Origin of the sequence: Oceanobacillus polygoni, assembly GCF_008304605.1 — a bacterium.
GTDB classification, from domain to species: Bacteria; Bacillota; Bacilli; order Bacillales; family Amphibacillaceae; genus Oceanobacillus; species Oceanobacillus polygoni.
Window position 1 is genome coordinate 136,777 of the sequence record NZ_PIJY01000020.1, and the last position, 22,463, is coordinate 159,239.

General features: G+C 36.1%; 22 protein-coding genes. 14 read left to right on the top strand and 8 right to left on the bottom strand.

The genetic code is table 11. The annotated features are described in order from the left end of the window. The first annotated feature begins 30 nt into the window (after positions 1 to 30). From F1560_RS07540 to F1560_RS07575, 8 genes are all read left to right on the top strand, one after another. On the top strand, positions 31 to 1,026 hold the full coding sequence (locus F1560_RS07540) for a thiamine pyrophosphate-dependent dehydrogenase E1 component subunit alpha (RefSeq protein WP_149474022.1): 996 nt from the start codon (positions 31 to 33) through the stop codon (positions 1,024 to 1,026). An 18-nt stretch (positions 1,027 to 1,044) separates the two neighbouring features. Next, positions 1,045 to 2,028, top strand: coding sequence for an alpha-ketoacid dehydrogenase subunit beta (locus F1560_RS07545; RefSeq protein ID WP_149474023.1), 984 nt, complete (start codon positions 1,045 to 1,047; stop codon positions 2,026 to 2,028). A 20-nt stretch (positions 2,029 to 2,048) separates the two neighbouring features. Then, complete coding sequence (locus F1560_RS07550; protein ID WP_149474024.1) at positions 2,049 to 3,305, top strand: dihydrolipoamide acetyltransferase family protein; 1,257 nt, start codon at positions 2,049 to 2,051, stop codon at positions 3,303 to 3,305. Positions 3,306 to 3,430: 125 nt separating this feature from the next. Beyond that, entirely contained in the window at positions 3,431 to 3,862 is a 432-nt protein-coding gene (locus F1560_RS07555) for a BrxA/BrxB family bacilliredoxin (RefSeq protein ID WP_149474025.1), read from the top strand. Between the two features lie 120 nt (positions 3,863 to 3,982). After that, positions 3,983 to 4,975, top strand: coding sequence for an aromatic acid exporter family protein (locus F1560_RS07560; RefSeq protein ID WP_149474026.1), 993 nt, complete (start codon positions 3,983 to 3,985; stop codon positions 4,973 to 4,975). A gap of 57 nt (positions 4,976 to 5,032) precedes the next feature. Next, positions 5,033 to 5,785, top strand: coding sequence for a class I SAM-dependent methyltransferase (locus F1560_RS07565; protein ID WP_149474027.1), 753 nt, complete (start codon positions 5,033 to 5,035; stop codon positions 5,783 to 5,785). 147 nt (positions 5,786 to 5,932) lie between these two features. Then, positions 5,933 to 6,088, top strand: coding sequence for a DUF1540 domain-containing protein (locus F1560_RS07570; protein WP_149474028.1), 156 nt, complete (start codon positions 5,933 to 5,935; stop codon positions 6,086 to 6,088). A gap of 205 nt (positions 6,089 to 6,293) precedes the next feature. Further along, complete coding sequence (locus F1560_RS07575) at positions 6,294 to 6,719, top strand: YugN family protein (RefSeq protein ID WP_149474029.1); 426 nt, start codon at positions 6,294 to 6,296, stop codon at positions 6,717 to 6,719. Positions 6,720 to 6,794: 75 nt separating this feature from the next. Here F1560_RS07575 and F1560_RS07580 read toward each other — a convergent pair whose 3' ends face one another. Beyond that, a complete protein-coding gene (locus F1560_RS07580; RefSeq protein WP_338112808.1) occupies positions 6,795 to 8,588 on the bottom strand; it encodes a DNA ligase D in 1,794 nt (597 codons plus the stop codon). A 109-nt stretch (positions 8,589 to 8,697) separates the two neighbouring features. Here F1560_RS07580 and ku point away from each other — a divergent pair, with 109 nt between their 5' ends. After that, positions 8,698 to 9,528, top strand: coding sequence for a non-homologous end joining protein Ku (gene ku / locus F1560_RS07585; RefSeq protein ID WP_149474031.1), 831 nt, complete (start codon positions 8,698 to 8,700; stop codon positions 9,526 to 9,528). Positions 9,529 to 9,574: 46 nt separating this feature from the next. Here the strand turns inward: ku and F1560_RS07590 are convergent, their stop codons facing one another. Continuing rightward, a complete protein-coding gene (locus tag F1560_RS07590) occupies positions 9,575 to 9,925 on the bottom strand; it encodes a winged helix-turn-helix transcriptional regulator (RefSeq protein WP_149474032.1) in 351 nt (116 codons plus the stop codon). Between the two features lie 162 nt (positions 9,926 to 10,087). On the opposite strand from F1560_RS07590, the gene F1560_RS07595 reads away from it, so the two are divergent. Both F1560_RS07595 and F1560_RS07600 read left to right on the top strand, forming a co-directional pair. Next, positions 10,088 to 11,146, top strand: a complete 1,059-nt coding sequence (locus F1560_RS07595) for an LLM class flavin-dependent oxidoreductase (RefSeq protein ID WP_149474033.1) — start codon at positions 10,088 to 10,090, stop codon at positions 11,144 to 11,146. Positions 11,147 to 11,159: 13 nt separating this feature from the next. Continuing rightward, positions 11,160 to 11,726, top strand: coding sequence for an NADPH-dependent FMN reductase (locus F1560_RS07600; protein ID WP_149474034.1), 567 nt, complete (start codon positions 11,160 to 11,162; stop codon positions 11,724 to 11,726). 237 nt (positions 11,727 to 11,963) lie between these two features. Here the strand turns inward: F1560_RS07600 and F1560_RS07605 are convergent, their stop codons facing one another. Beyond that, positions 11,964 to 12,662, bottom strand: a complete 699-nt coding sequence (locus F1560_RS07605) for a Crp/Fnr family transcriptional regulator (RefSeq protein ID WP_149474035.1) — start codon at positions 12,660 to 12,662, stop codon at positions 11,964 to 11,966. Positions 12,663 to 12,751: 89 nt separating this feature from the next. Between F1560_RS07605 and F1560_RS07610 the strand changes: the two genes are divergently transcribed. Then, positions 12,752 to 13,546, top strand: coding sequence for an HAD-IIB family hydrolase (locus F1560_RS07610; RefSeq protein ID WP_149474036.1), 795 nt, complete (start codon positions 12,752 to 12,754; stop codon positions 13,544 to 13,546). A gap of 60 nt (positions 13,547 to 13,606) precedes the next feature. Here F1560_RS07610 and blaI read toward each other — a convergent pair whose 3' ends face one another. Then, positions 13,607 to 13,987, bottom strand: a complete 381-nt coding sequence (gene blaI / locus F1560_RS07615) for a penicillinase repressor BlaI (protein ID WP_149474037.1) — start codon at positions 13,985 to 13,987, stop codon at positions 13,607 to 13,609. Between the two features lie 51 nt (positions 13,988 to 14,038). Beyond that, the gene (locus F1560_RS07620; protein WP_149474038.1) at positions 14,039 to 15,808 is read right to left on the bottom strand and encodes a BlaR1 family beta-lactam sensor/signal transducer; all 1,770 of its coding nucleotides are present in this window, start codon (positions 15,806 to 15,808) and stop codon (positions 14,039 to 14,041) included. Between the two features lie 296 nt (positions 15,809 to 16,104). Here F1560_RS07620 and bla point away from each other — a divergent pair, with 296 nt between their 5' ends. Further along, positions 16,105 to 17,043: a class A beta-lactamase gene (bla, locus tag F1560_RS07625; protein ID WP_420874447.1), complete on the top strand. Its 939-nt coding sequence runs from the start codon at positions 16,105 to 16,107 to the stop codon at positions 17,041 to 17,043. Between the two features lie 1,054 nt (positions 17,044 to 18,097). Here bla and F1560_RS07630 read toward each other — a convergent pair. Continuing rightward, complete coding sequence (locus tag F1560_RS07630) at positions 18,098 to 18,970, bottom strand: DUF3307 domain-containing protein (RefSeq protein WP_149474039.1); 873 nt, start codon at positions 18,968 to 18,970, stop codon at positions 18,098 to 18,100. Continuing rightward, the gene (locus F1560_RS07635; protein ID WP_149474040.1) at positions 18,970 to 19,743 is read right to left on the bottom strand and encodes a hypothetical protein; all 774 of its coding nucleotides are present in this window, start codon (positions 19,741 to 19,743) and stop codon (positions 18,970 to 18,972) included. The genes F1560_RS07630 and F1560_RS07635 overlap by 1 nt, the downstream gene beginning before the upstream one ends. A 408-nt stretch (positions 19,744 to 20,151) precedes the next feature. Between F1560_RS07635 and map the strand changes: the two genes are divergently transcribed. Beyond that, entirely contained in the window at positions 20,152 to 20,892 is a 741-nt protein-coding gene (gene map / locus F1560_RS07640) for a type I methionyl aminopeptidase (RefSeq protein ID WP_149474041.1), read from the top strand. Between the two features lie 502 nt (positions 20,893 to 21,394). Here map and F1560_RS07645 read toward each other — a convergent pair. Then, on the bottom strand, positions 21,395 to 22,459 hold the full coding sequence (locus tag F1560_RS07645; RefSeq protein ID WP_149474042.1) for a citrate synthase/methylcitrate synthase: 1,065 nt from the start codon (positions 22,457 to 22,459) through the stop codon (positions 21,395 to 21,397). Positions 22,460 to 22,463: the final 4 nt, after the last annotated feature.

Consider the following 22,463-nt stretch of genomic DNA (forward strand, 5'->3'; position numbering starts at 1 on the left):
GATTACCAGAAAAATAGGGAGGGAAAAAGGATGACAAAAAAAAGACATCAGGAACTAGATTTAACGGATGAACAAGTTTTGGAAATGTATAAAACAATGCTCTTAGCAAGAAAATTAGATGAACGCATGTGGCTATTAAACCGTTCTGGAAAGATCCCATTTGTAATTTCTTGCCAAGGACAAGAAGCAGCACAGGTTGGTGCAGCTTTTGCTTTAAATAGAAAAGAAGACTATATTGCACCATATTATCGAGACATGGGTGTTGTCCTTGCATTTGGAATGACTGCAAAGGAATTAATGTTATCAGCATTTGCTAAAGCAGATGACCCTAATTCTGGTGGAAGACAAATGCCGGGGCATTTCGGCCAAAAGAAAAATCGGATTTTATCAGGATCTTCTCCTGTTACGACTCAAGTACCACATGCCGTAGGAGTCGCTCTTGCTGCGAAAATGGAAAAGAAAGATTTTGTCAGCTTTGTTACGTTAGGAGAAGGCTCCTCTAACCAAGGTGATTTTCATGAAGGGTTGAACTTTGCTGGCGTGCATAAATTGCCGGTCATTACGATGGTCGAGAATAATAAGTATGCCATTTCAGTACCATATGATCGCCAGGTTGCAAGTAATAACATTGCAGATCGAGCACAGGGCTATGGGATGCCTGGAGTAACCGTTGATGGCAACGATCCTTTAGCTGTATATCAAGTAATAAAAGAAGCTCGCGATCGTGCAACTCGTGGTGAAGGTCCTTCATTAATTGAAGCTGTCTGCTATCGTCTAACTGCACATTCAAGTGATGACGATGATCGTACGTATCGTGAGAAAGGCGAAGTGGAAGAGGCTAAGAAAAATGATTCCGTTATTACGTTTGCAAGCTACTTAAAAGAAAATGAGATACTGACGGACTCGGTTGAACAACGTTTGAATGATGAGATCACCAAAATCATAAATGAAGCTACTGATTTTGCTGAAAATGCGGCTTATGCACAAGCAGAAGATACACTTAAATATGTTTATGAAGAAAAGTAGTAGGGAGGGGAACCAAATATGCCAGTAATGTCTTATATTCAAGCAGTAACAACTGCATTAAGAGAAGAAATGCAGCGCGATAAGAAGGTTTTTATTCTAGGTGAGGATGTCGGCAAAAAAGGAGGCGTCTTTCGAGCAACTGACGGTTTATATGAAACATTTGGTGAAGCTCGCGTTTTAGATACTCCTTTAGCAGAATCAGCTATTGCAGGTGTTGGGATTGGAGCGGCCATGTATGGAATGCGACCTGTTGCAGAAATGCAATTCGCTGATTTTATTATGCCTGCTGTAAACCAAATTATTTCTGAAGCAGCAAAGATGCGCTATCGATCAAATAATGACTGGAGTGTACCAATGACAATCCGCGCTCCCTACGGCGGAGGTGTCCACGGAGCGCTCTATCACTCGCAATCGGTTGAAGCTATATTTGCGAATCAGCCAGGACTTAAAATTGTAATGCCTTCCACTCCTTATGATGTGAAAGGACTTTTAAAAGCGGCTATTCGCGATAACGATCCTGTTCTATTTTTTGAACATAAACGAGCTTATCGTTTACTAAAGGGTGAAGTTCCTGAAGATGACTATGTGCTTCCGATTGGCAAAGCGGACGTAAAGCGTGAAGGAGAAGATATTACAGTCATTACCTATGGTTTATGCGTACATTTTGCTTTACAGGCAGCAGAAAAGCTAGCTGAAGATGGTATTAATGCGCATATTCTTGACTTGCGAACGATCTATCCGCTTGACCAAGAGGCAATTATTGAAGCGGCTAAAAAAACTGGAAAAGTTTTACTTATTACGGAAGATAATAAAGAAGGTAGTATCATTGGAGAGGTTGCAGCGATTATCGCCGAACATTGTCTTTTTGATTTAGATGCACCAATAAATCGACTAGCAGGGCCAGACGTACCATCGATGCCATATGCGCCAACTATGGAAAAATATTTTATGATGAACCCGGATAAAGTAGAAAAAGCAATGCGTGATTTAGCAGAATATTAATGAAGAAGGAGGGATGAAACGTGGCTACAGAAAAAATTACAATGCCTCAGCTCGGCGAAAGTGTAACGGAAGGAACAATTAGTACATGGCTCATTAAAGTTGGAGATCAAGTAAACAAGTATGATCCAATTGCTGAAGTAATGACAGATAAAGTAAATGCAGAGGTCCCATCCTCCTTTACAGGTGTAGTTAAGGAGCTTACTGCGAACGAGGGCGATACGGTTGCTGTTGGGGAACTAATTTGTTATATCGATACAGAGGGAGTTGCTAGTAGCAACGAAGCGAGTGAAAATAAATCGACGGAGGCAGAGCCATCCAAATCAACTGAAGTAGATGAATCGATGAAAAAACGTTACTCTCCTGCAGTGCTACGATTAGCGCAGGAAAACGATATTGAATTAGATCAAGTAACAGGATCCGGTCGCGGAGGAAGAATTACAAGAAAAGACATCGAAAAAATAATTGCTTCTGGTGAAATTCCAAAAGCTACGACTACAGCTGAAAATAAGGAGACGATTCAGCGTTCATCCAGCAAGAGCGTCGAAACACCGAATGAAAAATTCGTAGCAACCCAAGCTGGTGATCTTGAAATTCCAGTCAAAGGTGTTCGTAAAGTGATTGCTGACAATATGGTCAAATCTAAACAGGAGATTCCTCATGCTTGGATGACGGTTGAGGTAGATGTTAGTGAACTCGTGAAATATCGTAATGCTGTGAAGGACTCTTTCAAAAAAGAGGAAGGATTTAGCTTAACTTATTTTGCCTTTTTTGTGAAAGCAGTTGCGCAGGGCTTGAAGGAATATCCACAATTAAACAGCATGTGGGCTGGGGATAAAATTATTCAGAAAAAGGATATTCACCTTTCAATTGCGGTTGCAAAAGAGAATGAGCTTTTTGTGCCAGTTATTAAACATGCAGATGAAAAAACAATCAAGGCGATTGCTAGAGATATCTATGAACTTGCAATGAAAGCGCGGAACGGTAAATTAACCGCAGCAGATATGCAAGGAGGTACGTTTACCGTTAACAATACTGGTTCATTTGGATCGATTTCTTCGATGGGCGTTATTAACCACCCACAGGCGGCTATCTTACAGGTAGAATCGATTGTGAAGCGTCCAGTTATAATCAATGATATGTTTGCAGCGCGTGATATGGTAAACCTTTCTCTATCGTTGGATCATCGTATCTTAGATGGTCTCGTATGTGGTAGATTTTTATCAAGAGTTAAAGAAATACTTGAGAATATGAATGAACATACGACCAACTTATACTAAGTTTTTAAAGATTTTGCAAATGCGATTTTTATCTCCTCAGTTTTTTAAATTGAAAAATAGTCTTAGACTTGATAAGCTAAGGAAGAATACTTATACAATTTAAAGTAGAGGGATGGAGATGCTAAATGGATTTTAACTTATTCATGCAGGATGTCGTTGATGCTGCACGTAAAGATATAACTGAAGCTGGTTATAAAGAACTAAAAACTCCTGAGGAAGTTGACGCTGCACTTACTGAAAAAGGAACAACACTCGTTATGATCAATTCAACATGTGGTTGTGCTGGTGGAGTTGCGCGTCCAGCTGCTGCTCATTCAGTTCATTTTGATAAACGCCCGGATAATCTTGTAACAGTTTTCGCTGGGCAAGACCGTGAAGCTACCGAAAAAGCACGTGAATACTTTGAAGGGTTCCCACCTTCGTCACCTTCATTTGCTTTACTTAAGGATGGCAAAATTGTTACAATGATTGAGCGCCATGATATTGAAGGGCACAGTCCAATGGAAGTGACTACAAAATTACAAACCATTTTTGATGAGCATTGTGTAGAGGTTTAATTATTTTGTAAAAGTTACCTACAAATAAAACAAGGAAAGAGACTGTCGTGTTCGTCAGTCTCTTTTTTATACATAGCTTAGCAATAGCTAGGCCCACTAATTTTTCGAGGAGTATCCAACATGAAGATTGGTTATCGGACGATTAAAACTGCTATTGGTACACCTTTAGCAATATCAATTGCCCAGTTATTAGGTTTAACGAATTTTGTATCAGCCGGTATTTTAACGATTTTATGTATTCAACCCTCTAGAAAGAGATCCTTCAATAGTGCTTGGCATCGGTTCCTAGCATGTATGATCGCTGCAGTATTAGCTTATATTTTCTTTGAGTGGATTGGCTATCATCCGCTTGTCCTCGGTTTTATGTTAGTTGTTTTCATACCTATAACCGTATTTTTGAAGATAACTCCTGGTATAACGACCAGTGCAGTTGTCATTTTAAATTTATACAGTGCTTCTTCCATAACGTTGGCATCTTTATTCGATCAATTTCTATTAATTATTGTTGGAATCGGAGTGGGACTCTTATTAAACCTGTATATGCCAAGTCTGGACAAACCGTTAAAAGAGAAACAAAGCAAATTAGAACATAATTTCACAATTATTTTATATGAATACTCTCAATATATTCGATATAAGCATACAACTTGGAAAGGAAACGAACTCGCGGAATCTGAGGATATTTTATTAGAAGCAAGTATGCTTGTTGAACGCGATAGAGAAAACCATTTGCTACGAAATAAACATCCATATCGAGATTATTTTCGAATGCGTACAAGACAATTCGAGTTATTAAAGAAAATGCTTCCGCTTGTTTCGAGATTACCAGACGCCGATGCAATTGGTGAAAAAATAGCTGATTTCTTCGAAGGCCTTTCCAAAAATGTTCATCCAGGAAATACGGCAATTATTTACCTCGATCAATTAAGGGAATTACGATTGGAGATTAATGAAGAAGACTTACCTAAGACAAGGGAAGAGTTTGAAGCCAGAGCAAATTTGTTTCAATTATTACATGAAATAGAAGATTATTTAATCATAAAGATGAAATTCAAAGAAAGTGATGTAAAACGTTTTAAACGCAATAAGACTTCGAAAAAGGAAATGATTTAACGTAAAGTTTAAATGAATTCGTATAGAGTACACTATTAATGAGTGGGGGAAAAAGAAGTGAAACAGAACATTTATGATAATCCTGTATTCTTTAAAAAGTACATAGCCTTACGTGATAGTGGTATTACTTATAATGATTTTGTTGAGCAACCAGCAATTAAATCATTAATTTCGGATCTAACGAATAAGAGCGTATTAGATTTGGGGTGTGGAACAGGTCACTTTTCAACATATTGTATAGAAAATGGAGCTTCTAGGGTGTTGGGAGTGGACATATCAAAAAATATGATTGACGAAGCGACCAAGCGCAATAGGCATCAGAGGATAGAATATATATGTTCTCCGATTGAAGACATAAGCTTAGCGAACCAAACATTTGACGTAATTGTAAGCTCGCTTGCCATTCACTACGTTGAAAATTATACAAAGTTAATGAAGAAAATAAATAGTGCATTAAATGAAAATGGACAATTCATCTTTTCGACGGAGCATCCATTAACAACTTCTCGTAAGGGAATGAATAACTGGATTTTAGATGAAAATGGTGAAAAAATGCATTGGGCACTGGATAATTATCAAGAAGAAGGAAGACGTGACCATACGTGGTATGTTGATGGAGTAGTTGTTTATCACCGAACGATTTCAACTTTAATAAATACACTTATCGAAAGTGGATTCGTATTGGAGCAGGTCATTGAACCAGAAGCAACTGTAAAAGGGCTACCTAAATTGCCAAAACTTATCAATGAAAGGCGCAGACCTTCATTCATTATTATAAAGGCAAAAAAGCAGTCTCAACATAATGAGTAGATAATCGGATGACTTCACTGGATTCGAAAACTAACGCTTCATGGTACAATCTCGTGCCATGAAGCGTTAGTTTTTTCCATATGCGATAAAAGATTAATGAATAAAGCGAAATTTGTCAATGATAATAAATAAGGGAGGTGGTTTTTAATGGCTAAGGATGTGCTTTGTGAAGTAAATAATTGTACGTATTGGGGCCCTGGGAACAGATGTCATGCAAAGGCGATTTATATTGTTACTCGTAAAGGAAAGGAAGCTTCAAATAGTGAGGAAACAGATTGCAAAACGTTTGTCCCAAAAGTTTGATTTTAGAGGGTAACCAATATGGTGGTTGCCCTTTATTTATGATATTTTATTACACAAATAACAATTTCTCTACGTACGATCTTTATTTTTAATTGAAATTCTTTTTATCCCTGTTAAATTACTGCACTGGAAACCCTTCATCTTAAATCTCCAAGTATCTTAATTATTATAAAGTGAATACTAGTCATCAAAGGAGTGAATTATTATGCTTAAATTGCAAACCGAAATGGAAGGAATAAAAGCATACTTTGGTGATGTACATAAAGTATTTAAAGCTAATGGGTTTACCTTTTGCAGTAATTTTGACTATGATCATGGAAAATTTGATATGGCACTATGCAGAGAAGAAGGGGAAACCATTTATGTTAGAATACCATTTAACGTTTTGCAAGGTGAACTAGATCGCCCCAGTGCATATATTCAATTTGGACAACCATATGTTATCAAACATGTTGTGAATACAGGGCTGGATTGGAATCAAAATTCACTATTAACAACAATGGGGTTTAATCAGTTTCAGGATCCGGTTGATAAGGATGGAAATATTATAGATAAAAGTAGGTGGGAGGAAGCTGGCGAACAACAAGTTCATCGTATTTATCGTTCGATAAATGACTTACAAATTTCCTAACAAGATAAAAAATCGACCTTTTAATAGAATGGGTCGATTTTTTTATTTAATTATTTATGCATCAATTGATTTAATTTAAACTCTCACCAGCATTAAGACTTTATGCAGTGTCTGTGTTGCTGCTGTTTCAACATAATTCTTAAACGGACAACCAAATTGTTTTACTCGTTCAATAGCATTGCCAATTGTAAATTGGGTTGGATGTAGGTCTTCGTTAACTTCTTCCCAAAATAGAGGTGTTGCTACGGTTCCTTCTTTTGTCATTCTAGGTGAGTATGGTGCAATTAATGTTTTATCTTTACCATGCTGGACATAATCAATATACAATCGTCCATTTCTTTTTTTCTTCATTCGTTCCGTTGTAAAGTACTCCGGATACGTATTCTCAATGGTAACTGCGATCGCCTTCGTAAAAGTTGCAGTTTCTTCATATGTCATACTTCCCGGGCGCAGCGGAATATGAATTTGTAACCCCTTATTTCCAGATGTTTTAACAAAGGAGATAAGGTCAAGATCATCTAGTAATGATTTGATAAGTTTGGCTGCATGAATAGCTAGGTGGAATTGTTCTCTATTAGGCGGATCAAGATCAAAAGCGATTTCTGCCGGTACGGAGCTCCTAGCATGCTGGAAGGGGATATGATATTCGACTGCACCGTGATTCGCAAACCAAATCAATGCATCCAGATGATCGCAAACAAACGTTCGTTCATCTCCTGAAGATATAGAAGTGATGAAATCAGGAGCGTAGTCTGGTAAATGCTTTTGGAAAAAATGTTCCTTATCAATACCATCTGGACACCGAATAACCGTTAGTTCACGGTTTTGCAAAAAAGGGAGCATGTAGGGAGAAATCTCCCGCATATAGGAAAGAAGATCACTTTTTGAAAAAGGAACATCTGGCCATAGTAATTTTTCTGTATTGGTTAAATCAATTGACTTAGGAAGCATTGCTAAGTCCAATTGTAACCTCTCAAACGTACACTCTTCTGGTTTATGGTGTGGTAAGAGACCAGCGAATTCAGGTTCCCGCAATTCTTCTTTGTATAAATCAAGGGTATGGATCGAAGCACATATTGCTGGCGGCAATAGATAGCGTTTTCCTTGTTTCTTTCCATTTAACATAAATAATTGTTTTACTGTTTGAAACGAATCTGTATCAAGCCCGTGTTTGCATTTACCAATCATTCTTATCTGATCATGATGAAAAACACCGATATCAAAATAGTCGTTGCTCGTATCATACGCTGTTAGGAATCCTTGGATTTCCCGCCAATTTTTAACTTTATACCAATCATGATGCCGCTTTCCAACTTGGTAGGTACTCGTTCTCCTTTTTGCGACCATACCCTCTGCCATTTGCTCAAAAACAATTTTGTTAAGGATATCGTCACTGCGAAATGATTCTATCAGCAAAATACGTTCTCCATTCAGTTTGCGAAACAGTGCTTCAAGCGCTTTTTTTCTCACATAAAGTTTTTGTGCTTTGTATGAGTTTCCTTTTAATACCAACAAATCAAAAACGATTAATGTAGCTGGTCGAATACTTGCGGTACTTTGGATAGTTTCTTGATTTTTTAATCTTCCTCTTTTTTGGAGCAGAGAAAAATTTGCTTGATAGTCAGTATTACGTATAACTAGTTCTCCATCAATTGTTAGTGGTAAAGAAGATTTAATCTTAGGATAAACCTCTTTGCAAAACGACGTAATTTCCGGGAAGTTTTTTGATAAATCAATATTATTTTTACTCGCTAATTTAATTGTCCCATCCGCACTCCATGTAAGCAAACACCTAAACCCATCATATTTAACTTCATATATCCAATCCTCACCAATTGGTATTTCGCTATGTATTTTAGGCTTCATCATATCCACAGAAAGCACCTCCATATTCATAAAATGGCATATTTCGAGAAAATTAATCCATCGAATAGAATTTTAAAGTAACAGCAAACTAAAGAAAAAGGAGGTTGAGCCTATGCATACAATGTGGAAGGGAACCATTAGCTTTGGTTTAGTTAATATTCCAGTGAAAATGCATGCTGCTACCGAAAACAAGGATATTAAATTAAGGCAGCTGCATAAGGAATGCAAATCACCAGTCAAATATGAAAAAGTGTGTCCGATCTGTGAAAAGGAAGTTAAGAATGAAGATATCGTCAAAGCCTACGAATATGCTAAAAATAAATTTGTTATCTTAGATGAAGAAGAATTGGAATCCTTGAAAAAAGAGCAAGAGGACAAAGCCGTTGAAATTCTTGACTTTGTTCAGTTGGAGGATATCGATCCAATTTATTTTGAAAAAAGTTATTATTTATCTCCGAATGAAGGAGGAGGTAAAGCCTACGGATTGTTACGTAGTGCATTAAACGATACTGGAAAGATTGGAATTGCCAAAATGATCATCCGGGCAAAGGAGCAGCTTGCAATTATTCGGGTTTATGAAAATGTGCTTGTTGTAGAAACCATTCATTATCCGGATGAGGTAAGAAATGTTCAGGATGTTCCAAATATCCCAGAGGAGGTTGAAATCGTTAAAAAAGAGTTAGACACTGCTAAAATGTTGATTGACCAGTTAACGAACGCCTTTGAACCAGAGAAATATACGGATGATTATCGGACAGCACTAATGGAATTGATTGAAGAGAAGAAAAATAATGAACAGACTACAACTGGCAAGGAAAAAGCTGTACCAGATAACGTAACGAACTTAATGGATGCACTCCAAGCATCATTGGAGCGAGCAAAAAAAGACAAGCCAAAACAAACAAAACGAAAAACAACAGCGAAGAAAAAGATTGCCACATAAGATGTCTCCACTTGCTGGAGGCATCTTATGTGATAGAACGAAATTCTTACTGGATATTCTCTTGATTTTCTTTTTCCATTTTGTGCAAAGTATGCTTTACTCCCCATTCATGCATTGCTTCTAAAATCGGCTCTAAACTTTTCCCATACTCTGTAATAGAGTATTCTACTTTTGGCGGTACTTGCGGATAAACTTTACGCATCACAATATCCTCTGCCTCTAATTCCCGCAGTTGATTGGTTAACATTTTCTGTGTGATCGCCGGCATACTTCGTTTTAATTCACTAAATCGTTTTGTTCCCTCCTGTAATAGATTTAACAAAATAATTGGTTTCCATTTGCCGACTAATATCCCCAAAGCGTCCTCAACACGACAAAGTTCTGGTTTCTTTTCCATGTAATCCTCCTAAGTATCTTTTTATATACTATGTACCATTAAAGTGCGTACTTACAATTTATCGTTATATAAGACATAATAACATTATAAAGAATGTGATGGAAGAAGATCAACTGCAATTAGAAAGCATTTGAACATTAGAATTGAAAGGTTGATGGATATATGGAAAAGTACCGTATCGATCCAAGCAAAGGATTAGAATTTGGACTATACACGTTAGGCGATCATATTTCAGACCCACATACAGGAAAGCGAATTTCAGCTGAACAACGGATTCATGAAATTATTGAATTAGCGAGACTTGCAGAGCAGGCAGGTATTGACTTTTTTAGTGTAGGTGAAAGCCACCAGGAGTATTTTACAACACAGGCACATTCTGTTGTACTAGCTGCCATTGCTCAAGCAACGAGTAAGATTAAAATTGCTAGTTCCTCTACAATAATTAGCACATTGGATCCAGTCCGTGTTTATGAAGATTTTGGGACGATTGATTTAATTTCAAAAGGACGAGCAGAAATTATAGCGGGCCGCGCTTCGAGAGTTGGACTTTTTGATTTATTGGGCTATGATCTTCGTGATTATGAAGAATTGTACGAAGAAAAGTTTGAACTGTTACTTGAAATCAATAAAAATGAAGTTGTCAATTGGAGCGGACAATTCCGTGCTCCTTTGAACAATGCAAAAGTAATTCCACGTCCGACAGAAGGGTCCCTGCCGATTTGGCGTGCAGTAGGCGGTGCACCTGCTAGTGCCATTAAGGCAGGATATGCTGGGGTCCCAATGTTCCTTGCCATGCTAGGTGGACCAGCGACAAGCTTCAAACGATCGATTGATGCATTTCGTGAAGCTGCGAGTCAAAGCGGGTATAATCCAGCAGAGCTTCCGATATCAACAGCAGGTTTCTTCTATGCTGCCGAAACAACGCAGCAGGCACAGCAAGAATATTATCCTTATATAAATGAAGGAATGAAGCTAACGAATGGACGAGGCTATCCAAAACAGCATTTTGCTCAAGGTGCAGATCCTAGGGATGTTATGAATATTGGAAGTCCACAGCAAATCATAGAAAAGATTCTTTACCAGCATGAAGTGTTTGGCCACCAGCGTTATATCGGACAAATGGATTTCGGTGGTGTTCCATTTGAAAAACTTAAGAAAAACATCGAACTAATCGGCACAGAAATTTTGCCTGCAATTAAAAAGCATACAGCAAAGAAATAAGGGGGGAGATTAAGTGAAGATTGTTGCATTATCCGGCTCAAAAGTTGGTTCGAAAACGAAAACGGCGATGAATTACACCGTAAAATCGTTAAAAGAAAAACATCCAGGGGCGGATGTAACACTTATTGATTTAGCTGATTATGATATTCAGTTCAGTGATGGACGCAACTATTTAGAATATGAAGGGGATACAAATTTTGTGGCACAAACAATTATGGAAGCAGATATCATCATGATTGGGACTCCAATCTTTCAAGCTTCGATTCCGGCTACATTAAAGAATATATTTGACCTGCTTCCTATAAACGCATTTCAAGATAAAGTTGTTAGCATAGTGGTTACTGCTGGTTCATCCAAGCATTATTTGATTGCAGAACAGCAATTGAAACCGATACTCGCATATATGCAAGCTCAAATTATCCAGAAGTATGTATTTATTGAGGAGAAGGATTTTTATCGAAATGAGATTACGAGTGATGATGTATTATTCCGGATTGATCGCTTGATTGAAGATACAATTTTATTAGCAGAAACCTATCGTAAAATACGTGAAGAAAAAGAATCGGCTTACGGATTTTAATGGAAGTCGTCTGAAACAGACGGCTTTTTCTATTACTTTCAGTAAAGTTAAAAAATGTTTTTTAAAAAGCTGATTCGCTCAAGATGGGGAAATTATAGAAACACGGATGACTGCGTTAAGCTTTGAAGTAATATAATAAAAATACGTACAGCGCTTCTTAAAAACTGCCAATAATTTTTTAGTAAATGATCATAATTTAATAAGGATGAATAACTTGTCTTGGCAATTGAGAGTAGTTTATTTATAACGTATCCCATTTGCAGCTTTTTCTAATTCTCTCCAATTTAAAACCCGAATTGCATTTTTTTGTCTTTCAATAATGCCTTGCTGCGTTAAAGAAGAAATTACCCGATTCAGATGACGATAGGTTGTACCTAGCAAATTTGCGATTTCTTTAATGCTCGATGTCCGTAGTTCCATTCCGAAGTCGTTATCCTGATCAGGAGACAATGTAGATAGAAGGTAACTCGCAAACTTGTTTTCAACTGATGCTAATAAATTTACTCGAGAAGCTGTTGTACATGTTTGAAGTTTGAAACTAACATGTTCTAAAAGCGTATGCAAAAGTCTTGGATTCTCTAATTCACATCGTTTGATGTAAGTAAAAGGAATTCCAATCACCAGACATTCAGTAACAGCTTGAACCTGTGATTGAACAGGTATATCACGAATTAATTCAATATCCCCAATAATAGAAAGCGGGTGAATAAAACGTAACAATAATGACTTTCCGGTAGCAATACTGGATGTTATTCGCGCTTTACCCTGTACCAAGAAAAACAATGATTGCATTTCGATTCCTTCCAAAAGGATAATCTCATCAGACGCAAATTGCTGTAACGTAAATGGCGCTTGTTTTGTATGCTGAAACATTTCCTCAATATGATATTCTTGTAAATATCTCTCTAATAGAGTTACATCTTGAACATATTTCATGAAAAAAATCTCCTTTTGGGACATATGTCCTTTTCATTATAAAGTAAACTGGTAGTATGGACAATATAGGAAGGGAGGAGCGGTGCAGAATGAAATTTGTATTTGATTTAGACGGGACGATTTGCTTTAAAGGACAGCCCGTATCTGAGAAACTACTCGTGTCTTTAGAAAAGTTAAAAGCAAGAGGGCACGAGGTTATTTTTGCTTCAGCTAGGCCAATACGAGATTTACTGCCTATCTTACATAAACGTTTTCATCAATATGCAATGATTGGTGGAAATGGATCGATGATTGCGTTAAACGGAAAGATCATTTCTACTGTGAGCTTTAATGAAGAAACATTAGCGGAAATTGTTCAGTTGTTAAAAATGTTTAACATTACTTATTTAATCGATAGTGAATGGGATTACGCTTATACCGGTCCAGCTGATCACCCCATATTAAACAATCTTGATCCACTTAAACTAGCTAGAAATATTGGATTACATAAGTTAACAACCGTTATAAAGATTCTAATGCTCACATCAGATGATATGAATGAAGTATTGCAGCGATTAAATAAGATGGATATAGTAGTTCATACACATGGAGATGAGGAGATTATAGATATCAGCCCACAAGGTGTAGACAAATGGAGTGGATTACAGCGCTTAGGGATAAAAGAAGGCGAGTATATAGCATTTGGCAATGATGCAAACGATATTACGATGTTCCAGCATGCCAGGCCTTCCATTATGATAGGTGATAATGCACAGCTTAAGCCATTTGCAACTGAACAATTAATTTTAAATGAAAATATCGAGACTAATCTTGTGACCAGATTGGATGAATTATGTAGCATGGATACATTAAAAGACTGGGGAACTTTACAAGAGACTAAATAAGTTCTTTAACGTTACTTCATTCTGTAAGAGACACCCCTTACAGAATGAAGTTTTTCAACATTATTTTTTCTGGTTTTTATTCAAAACCGTACGTAATTCCTTAATATCCTCTTCAGTCAAAGATTCCTCTTCCATAAACTGAACGAGCATTGATTTTACCGTTCCGCCATAAATCCGCTTAATAAAGGATTGCGTCTCCGCTCGCTGGCATTCTTCCTGAGAGTAAATCGGATAAAATGTATAGATTTTTTGATTTTTATTAATACCAACCACTTCTTTTTGAGCGAGACGATCGAGAAGCGTACGTACGGTTTTCGGCTTCCAGTCCGTTTTTTCCTGCAAAGAGGATATTACTTCATTCGCTGTTTGCGGAGCTCTTTCCCAAAGCACGTTCATGACTTCCCATTCCGCTTCTGAGATATTAGGTATATGTTTAGACACTGCTACTAACCTCCCGATTGTATTTGTTGAAAAGTATTTCGCTATTGATCCTTAATAGATGCCTTTATCGTTTAAAATAGATGATGTAATATTTGCAGCTTCACTTCCAGATGCATCAACATCACTTTGTATATTGGTAGCAAAAAAGTATATATTTTCACCATTTTCTACATAACCAATAAACCAACCATTAATATCTTTACCATTAACCGTACCCGTACCGGTTTTTCCAGATAAATAGAAGCCATCTAATACCTCTATTCGCAACGAATCTTTAACAGCTTGGACATGCTTCTCCTCAAAGCCAAATTCGTTGAAATAAAATGCTTTTAATAATTGAACTTGTTCTACTGGAGATATTTTTAAGGAAGACTCTATCCAAAACTGCTCTTTACCACCAGAAACATCGTAATTACCATAATGGATTCCTTTTAAATTTTCTTGGATTTCATCAAGCGACATTGTTTTATCTAACTCATGAAAATACCAATTTACGGAGTTTGACATGGCTGTAGATAAATTATGATCCTTATTCCAAGAATCAAAAGGATAATCTTCGCCATCCCATTTGATGGTAGAATTTTCACTTGTTATTGCATTTGTCTCCAAACCAAACAATGCACTATAAATTTTGTAAGTTGAATTGGGAGGTACTCTTAATGTACTTTGATTTTCATTATAGATACTATATTTATCAGCCTGTGCATCATATAATACAAAACTGCCTTCATAATCCTCAAAATACGCACTAAGATCCTCGTAAGTCACACGCTCATGATTAAATTCGTATTGATCATCGCTACTTGTCATAGCGGAAACAAATGGCAGCTGGCACGATAAGATTATTCCAACCATTAGAAAAATGAGTACACTTTTTAGTTTCAGCAGCTTCGACTCCCTCGTAAATGCAGCAATATTGATGATACGCTTTTTAATTTGCTTCTTTGATCCATTCAAGTGATTAGCCAATGCTAGATTTTTTAAGTGCGAATTTTTCTCGGCAAAATTTAAGATTGTGTTTCCGTAATTTACGGAACAGTCCTCGTCCATTGAATTTAACACAGCAATATCACATGCAATCTCACGATCCAATCTCATTTCTTTAAAGGCAAACCAAACTAGTGGATTGTACCAGTATAAGATTTGGAAAAGGATAACGAAGTAATTGGTCAAGACATCTTTGTTTTTAAAATGATTTAATTCGTGCAGCAGAATGTATTTTATATCTTCCGTAGAAAGCCATTTATCTAAATTGGTTGGTAATACAATATAGGACTTAAAAAGACAAAAAGCCATCGGAGATTTTATTAAGGGAGATTCTCGAATGGTAAAAGGTTGAGATACATTTAAATGCTGCTTACATTGTTCAAATAGCAGTAGAACTTCTTTATTTTCAATGGGTTGTGTTGTGTTTTTAATGGTCTTTACTTTATACCAGGATTTCATAGTCAAGATGCCCATGACTAGTATTCCTGCAATCCATAAACCAGCGAAGATGTCGTTCAAGAAATCAGGACTTGAGCGATTGACAGATACGGAAAAATCCTTCATCCAATTTTCGCTTTCAACTTCCGCTTCTCCAAGATTAGCGCCGTAATTTGTATCATTACCTTGAATGGAATCCAGTGAAATAAAATGACTATCAAAAGTAATGAGATTTTGCGGTAAAAACGGAATAGCTAACGCGAATAATAACAAAAACCATAGATTATAATGCCATTTTGCTGATAGCTGCTTTTGGAAAATATTTTTAATCAGCATAATTACTGCAATTGTAAAGGTAGATAGGATAAAACTTATTACAAAATTAGTAAAGAACATAGCTTTCGACCTCAATTCTGGCGTATACCAGTAAGTTATCAAGCATTAGGGAATAAATCATATAAGGTGCTTTAACATTCAGCTTAGAAGAAATTTCCCCAGAATGAAGATTACTTTATTAACATTTCTGCTTACTCTCCTCTAATATTACAAATGTAATATTACGATTCTAACATTCCAAATTAGCTTTATCAATGTAAAAAAATGGATCGAAAAAAGTAATTGACAACATCCGGACTACAAATGTAGTATTGTATTACACTTGTAGTCTGCAAGTTGAATTTTAAGGAGGGTTTATGTTGAAGAAGATTTTCAATACGATGTTCAGAATGGGGAAGTGCAAATTCATGTTAGCAATTTGCTTAATGGCAATGGTTGCACTGGTAGGATGCGCAAAAGAAACAGATTCGAGCGAGTCAATGTCTCAATCAACTAACGAAGAATCCAATCAGACGACAGACAACGATTTCGCCCAATTAGAGAAAGAGTTTGATGCGAAGCTTGGTGTCTATGCGATTGACACTGGTTCAGGAAAAATTATTGATTATCAAGCTGATGAACGATTCGCATATACATCTACGTTCAAAGCATTAGCAGCTGGAGCAGTGTTACAACAAAACACAATGGAAGAATTAAACGAAACGGTTACTTATACGAAAGACGATTTGGTAACATATTCACCAATTACGGAGAAACATGTAGATACTGGTATGACCTTATTGGAAATAAGCGAAGCGGCTATCCGTTATAGCGATAATACTGCTGGTAATTTATTATTTAATGCATTAGGTGGTCCTGATAGTCTTGAGAAAGCGATGAGGGAAATAGGGGATAACGTTATAAATGCTGATCGGACAGAGACAAATTTAAACGAAGCAAAGCCAGGAGACATTCGTGATACAAGTACTCCTAAGGCACTTGCTACTAGCCTGCAAGCTTTCGCACTTGATGATCATTTACTTTCTGAGTCTAAGCAAAATATGCTATTGGAATGGCTTAAAACAAATACTACCGGTGACACATTAATTCGTGCTGGGGTTCCTGAAGATTGGACAGTTGGTGATAAAAGCGGAGCTGGGGGATATGGAACTCGAAATGATATTGGGATTGTATGGCCACCTAATCGAGAACCCATTGTCATCGCAATTCTTTCAAGCCGTGATACAGAAGACGCAGAATATAATGATGATTTGATTAAGCAAGCAACTGAAATTACAGTAAATGCACTAAACTAACCTTTTTAACAAAGAGTTATGGAAGGGATTGAAAGGGTTGAAACATTTCTGGATGGGATTGACGATGATTGTAACAATCATCGTCTCTATGACAGGCTGTTCTAATAGGAAACACCAGAAAATACTTTCCATGCATATCGTTCCAATTGGTAGTTCAAACTTTAAAAGTTTCTAGAGAGGAAATTCGAGATCACACTGGTAGTGGACTGGAAATCAATGATCAAGTTCTACCGAGGGTGCTTTAATCAAGGAGGCGCTGTTCCAAAAGTCAATGTTGATAATGGTATAGCTCCAGTTTGATATTAATTATCCTGTTCGGATGAGGACGCGCTTATCAAACATGTAATTATAGATTATAGAAGGGTTTTTTACATTTCACCTGATTTTCCTCTTCTTTTTTACTGTGTTTTTTGTAAAAAACAGCACACTAGTGAAGATGCTATAGGTCCAGGTGTTAACATCATCATCGACTGAAATGTATAATTTGCAAGATAAGAAATTGCGAATAGCGATTCAAGTGGTTCAAGTGGCGTTCCAACGCTAGTAGACATTGCGAAGAAAACAAGGCCCTCACCTAACCGATATTTTGGAACAATATTACATGACATCGTAAAGACTAATGTCGTGAGCATAAAAAAACCAAGCCCTTGTAATGCTCTTACTACAAGTCAATAGTAGAAATCTCTCGTAAGATTAAGTTTGTTGGATGTATGTATTATCAATTATTTAACCAAATTATCAATTAAACTAGTTTAGTATAAAATTTCTCGGGGATATATACTTCTTTATCGATAATTATTATAAATAAAGAGTCAAAAAACAGCTGACGTTGAAAATATACTTAAGATTAACTAGACTATATATGAACACTGAGGGTGGATCGTTCTAAAATTATGGATTAAAAAACAGGATAAGGCATTGAAAGCCTTGTCCTATTTTTTTAGAATCTTTTATCTACATAATATATTCTCTGGCGAAAGAGCTGTTTATGGTTCATATGACGCTGGTTTATTAACTTGTATAAGGAGCCAATTTAGTTATGACTCCTATTCATTTACATAATAATTCCCTGTACAACTAGTCCGAGCACTAATCCAAGAAAGATAGAAGATAATGTACCTAATAAGAAATATTCCGCCCAGTTTCGATCATCTAACTGTTTGAATCGTGCAATCGACTTGGCAGCGATAATAAAAGCAATAGATGGGTATGCGCCAATCACTGTTAATGTAATAACAAGCAATCTTTCTATATAGCCAATGAGTTTTCCGCGTGAACGAAGTGGAGAGGAGTATGTAAAGTAATGGTATTCCTCTGTAAAACTATTTTCTGTCTTCGTCTGATTATTTTCTTTGCCATCATTCATTTGATTTTTCAATGTCAATTCACCTTCAAAGTTTGCAAGTTCTGATGGCAATGAACCAATGATATATTTGACGATATGGCCACTAACACTTGTTGCTAAAATATAAATGATGATCATAAATAATGCTGTGTTGACCAGGTTTAAACTACTTGCCCCATTCAAGTCTAAAAGATTCGCCATCATTTCTGTAGCTTTCGTATGAAAGAAAAGGATACATGCTATGATTATCATGATGACATGCAAGACTTGATCTAATAGAAAGTATCCAAGCTTTTTCATATTGTCAGTTGCGCTTTTTTGAATGGAGTCTATTAATTTTATTTTTAACAAATCAATCAAAAGATGCGTGATAATAATAAAAACGCAAGGTAGAATAAAATAGTTGATTATATGTTGAAACTCGTAGTGATAACCCCATATAAAGGCAAGTGCGATTCCTGTTGTCAGCAGATGGTGAAGTATATGTTTTTTTAAATGTTTTATTTTATTTTTCACCATTTGATCCGATTGCAGCCAAAAGTCAGCGACCAAATGCGCAAGAAGCAGCAATAGTAGAGTCATTATAATATCCTTTCTTTCGGAAAGAAATCATTTATATCGTTTATTACATTGTTTCGAATGGTTGTTTGCAGCTTGTCCGTGAGGCGATAATTATCTTGCGTATTTAATGAATCCAGCACCTTAACAATGTCATAAAAAGCATGCAAGATGACTTGCGTTTTACCCTGTTTCATATGATGGGAGATGGTAGCGGTTGTTCTTTCAAGATATTTGCTTACTTTATTTTGTTGACCGAGCATTAAATACAAAGAACAGACGAGAGATTGCATTTCGGTTTGCTCGTTTATTTGCACTTGCTTGAGATTTAAACTCGTATTGATTAATGTTTCAAACTGTTCGCAAAAAACGGTGAAGCCTTGTTTATCTGATAAACGAGGTAATGAAAAACGAAATAGCAATCTGTTCTGTTGATTTTTTAGATAATCATTGGCATTTCTCGCTTGTTTCATTAATGGATGAATCCATGTTTCTATGTTTATTGTGCTTAAATCCTCTTGGATATTGCCAAAAGATAGACCGAAATACGGCTTATGATCGGTAAACTTCCAAATACGGCTTATATAGAAAGCAAGTGTATATGCCGATGCATAGCCACTACTTACAACCACCAATTCATCACCAGCACGGTGTCTAACCTTTGTCACACCGACATTTTGTGTCCACTCAGCAATGCTGTTTTTTAATTGCTCTAGGTATTCACTTAATTCATTCCCAATATTTTCTTTAGACGAATTACTTACGTCCATAATGAAGATAGAGACTTCATTTGACATGTATAAACAGCTCCTTTCTTATCAAAGTATAGGGAAGTTTGATTATATAATCGAATATAACAAATGTTAGATGAAATAGTCAAACTCCATTAAAGTTAGATGATTTAGACTGATACGACCAGAAATACCTTATGAATTATTTATTAGAATGAGAGGATAGCTATTTGTGACATTCGTAACACTTTTTTCTACCTTGGTGGCTCTACTTTACAGATAATGAAGAAATTGAAATGATATAGGAGTGTTTGTGAATAAATGTATTTAAACTAACAGAGAAGGTTAATTTAAGATTGTTATTTAACTTGTGTTCAACAATCGAGTCATTTTATTGAAGAAAAGACCGTACTATTTATGCTAGAATTTAAATGGTATGATAATCATAAATATTATAAGAAGCGAGGAACCTCGATGATAGCAAAGACGGAAGAGGATTTTAATGGATTAAAAGAAATTGGTAAAATTTGTGGAGCGATTCGAGATGAATTAGTCCAATGTACGAAACCTGGAATTACTACAAAAGAACTTGATGAAATTGCTAAGAAGATGTTTGAAAAAGCAGGAGCTCAATCTGCACCAAAAGGAGAATACAACTTTCCTGGATATACGTGCATTAGCATAAATGAAGAAGTAGCGCATGGGATTCCAAGTAAACGGACCATTCAAGAAGGGGATCTTGTAAATATTGATGTTTCAGGTTCTAAAAACGGGTATTTCGCAGATACTGGAATTTCCTTTGTCGTTGGGAAGGGAGAGAAAATTTTGCAGAAAATATGTGACGTTGCTAAAGAAGCATTTGACAACGGACTTGAGAAGGCAAAACCAGGTGCGAAAAAAAGCGATCTCGGAAAAGCTGTACACAATGTAGCGAAACAGCATGGCTTAACTGTTATAAAAAATCTTACTGGACACGGTGTTGGGCGCTCGATTCATGAAGCACCAGAACATATTTTCAATTACTTCTCTCGCTGGGATGACGAAATTTTAAAAGAGGGGATGGTAATTGCCTTCGAGCCTTTTATCTCTACATTTGAAGAGGAAGTTTTCCAATCCGAAGATGGATGGACCTTCCTAACCGATGAAAGCTTTGTGGCTCAATACGAACATACGATTATTCTTACGAAGGAAGGACCGATTATTACTACATTGTAAGGGCAATAATACAACAGTAGAGTATGCAGTTAGTATGATCCGACTTTAGTTAAAAAATAAGTATCTGGCAATTAATTTAGAACTCGTAGTTAGAAATTAGAGGCAAAATATAAATCAAGTACTTTAAAGTTATAGAGCATTCCAATATAACCAGGAATACTTTTTATCTTAATAACGCAAAAACGCAAATTGGGAGTTTTTATATGTTTAAATATAATATTGGATTACCAATAGGTATGGTGTAGTATGTTCAATAGATTAAGCTGAAAAGGGGTTAGAAAATAATCCTATTCAGCTTATTTTTTTGAAATAAAGGAGGAGGTAAAGTATTATTTATTAAATACTTGTTTTGCTTTACTTCTATCCTAGTTTACATAATATATATTATAGGAAGTTAAACATAAAACCGAATTTCTTGTCTCATAATATAAGTATACTTGTGATATTGAGATAAAATAAAAAAATTACGCTATAAAATATATTCATAGCGTAATTTTTTTATTTATTTTCCTACGTATGTTGCATTTGGTCTAAAAATTACATTGTTATTTTTCTGTTCAATTGCATGTGCACACCAACCAACGATTCGGCTAGAACTAAATATCGCTGTAAATAATTCTGGATCTAATTCCAGTGATTTCATTATTGCTGCAGCATAATATTCCACATTCGTATATAGTTTTTGATTTGGTTTTAGTTCATTTAATATATCGATCGTTACTTTCTCTGTTTCCACTGCTAATTCAATCCATTCTGGTGACGATTCCAGCTTGTAAATGATTTGCTTTAGTGCTTCGGCACGTGGATCTACAGTCTTGTAAACCCTGTGGCCAAATCCCATAATTCTCTCTTTATTTTTTAATTTATTGTGAATTACTTCACTTATCTGATCCTTTGTTGCAATTTCCTCTAATAAATCAATTACTCCAGATGGTGCTCCGCCATGTAATGGTCCTTTCATGGTTCCAATGGCACTCGTAATTGCTGAAACGAGATCACTTTCTGTAGAAATTGTCACTCTAGCTGCAAACGTTGATGCATTTAATCCATGCTCCATTGTCATAATTAAATATGCTTCAAGTATTTTTGCGTTAGCTGTATTCGTTTCACCTGTTAACATGTAAATAAAATTCTCTACATGATTTAATCTTGGATTAGGTTCAATTACATTTAAATTTTTCATTATACGATAACGGTTCGCAATAATAGTTGGAATGATAGCGATTAATTGTATGGCGGTATCTTCTACGTCTTCTTTTGCTGAAATTGATGAAATCGTTGTACGTAAAACATCCATTATCGATTGCTCTATAGGAATGTTGGATAGAATGTTCCTTATATAAGGAGGTAATTCTCTATTCCCACGTAAAGCCGTTTGGAACACCTGCAATTTATCTGAGTTTGGAAAATCTCCATGCAGTAAGTAATATGCTATTTCCTCAAAGTTATAATTTTCTACCAGTTTTTGGATTGAAGTACCTCGATACGTTAACATACCATTTGCTCCATCAATATCACTTAATTTTGTTTCTACAGCTGTAACTCCTTTTAAACCTGGATAATACATGTAA

What these genes read in the sequence shown, in the direction of transcription:
- F1560_RS07540 (WP_149474022.1), top strand. Translation starts at nt 31, where the DNA reads ATGACAAAAAAAAGACATCAGGAACTAGATTTAACGGATGAACAAGTT.
- F1560_RS07545 (WP_149474023.1), top strand. Translation starts at nt 1,045, where the DNA reads ATGCCAGTAATGTCTTATATTCAAGCAGTAACAACTGCATTAAGAGAA.
- F1560_RS07555 (WP_149474025.1), top strand. Translation starts at nt 3,431, where the DNA reads ATGGATTTTAACTTATTCATGCAGGATGTCGTTGATGCTGCACGTAAA.
- F1560_RS07560 (WP_149474026.1), top strand. Translation starts at nt 3,983, where the DNA reads ATGAAGATTGGTTATCGGACGATTAAAACTGCTATTGGTACACCTTTA.
- F1560_RS07570 (WP_149474028.1), top strand. Translation starts at nt 5,933, where the DNA reads ATGGCTAAGGATGTGCTTTGTGAAGTAAATAATTGTACGTATTGGGGC.
- F1560_RS07575 (WP_149474029.1), top strand. Translation starts at nt 6,294, where the DNA reads ATGCTTAAATTGCAAACCGAAATGGAAGGAATAAAAGCATACTTTGGT.
- F1560_RS07580 (WP_338112808.1), bottom strand. Translation starts at nt 8,588, where the DNA reads ATGATGAAGCCTAAAATACATAGCGAAATACCAATTGGTGAGGATTGG.
- ku (WP_149474031.1), top strand. Translation starts at nt 8,698, where the DNA reads ATGCATACAATGTGGAAGGGAACCATTAGCTTTGGTTTAGTTAATATT.
- F1560_RS07590 (WP_149474032.1), bottom strand. Translation starts at nt 9,925, where the DNA reads ATGGAAAAGAAACCAGAACTTTGTCGTGTTGAGGACGCTTTGGGGATA.
- F1560_RS07595 (WP_149474033.1), top strand. Translation starts at nt 10,088, where the DNA reads ATGGAAAAGTACCGTATCGATCCAAGCAAAGGATTAGAATTTGGACTA.
- F1560_RS07605 (WP_149474035.1), bottom strand. Translation starts at nt 12,662, where the DNA reads ATGAAATATGTTCAAGATGTAACTCTATTAGAGAGATATTTACAAGAA.
- F1560_RS07610 (WP_149474036.1), top strand. Translation starts at nt 12,752, where the DNA reads ATGAAATTTGTATTTGATTTAGACGGGACGATTTGCTTTAAAGGACAG.
- F1560_RS07620 (WP_149474038.1), bottom strand. Translation starts at nt 15,808, where the DNA reads ATGTTCTTTACTAATTTTGTAATAAGTTTTATCCTATCTACCTTTACA.
- bla (WP_420874447.1), top strand. Translation starts at nt 16,105, where the DNA reads ATGTTGAAGAAGATTTTCAATACGATGTTCAGAATGGGGAAGTGCAAA.
- F1560_RS07630 (WP_149474039.1), bottom strand. Translation starts at nt 18,970, where the DNA reads ATGACTCTACTATTGCTGCTTCTTGCGCATTTGGTCGCTGACTTTTGG.
- F1560_RS07635 (WP_149474040.1), bottom strand. Translation starts at nt 19,743, where the DNA reads ATGTCAAATGAAGTCTCTATCTTCATTATGGACGTAAGTAATTCGTCT.
- map (WP_149474041.1), top strand. Translation starts at nt 20,152, where the DNA reads ATGATAGCAAAGACGGAAGAGGATTTTAATGGATTAAAAGAAATTGGT.
- F1560_RS07645 (WP_149474042.1), bottom strand. Translation starts at nt 22,459, where the DNA reads ATGTATTATCCAGGTTTAAAAGGAGTTACAGCTGTAGAAACAAAATTA.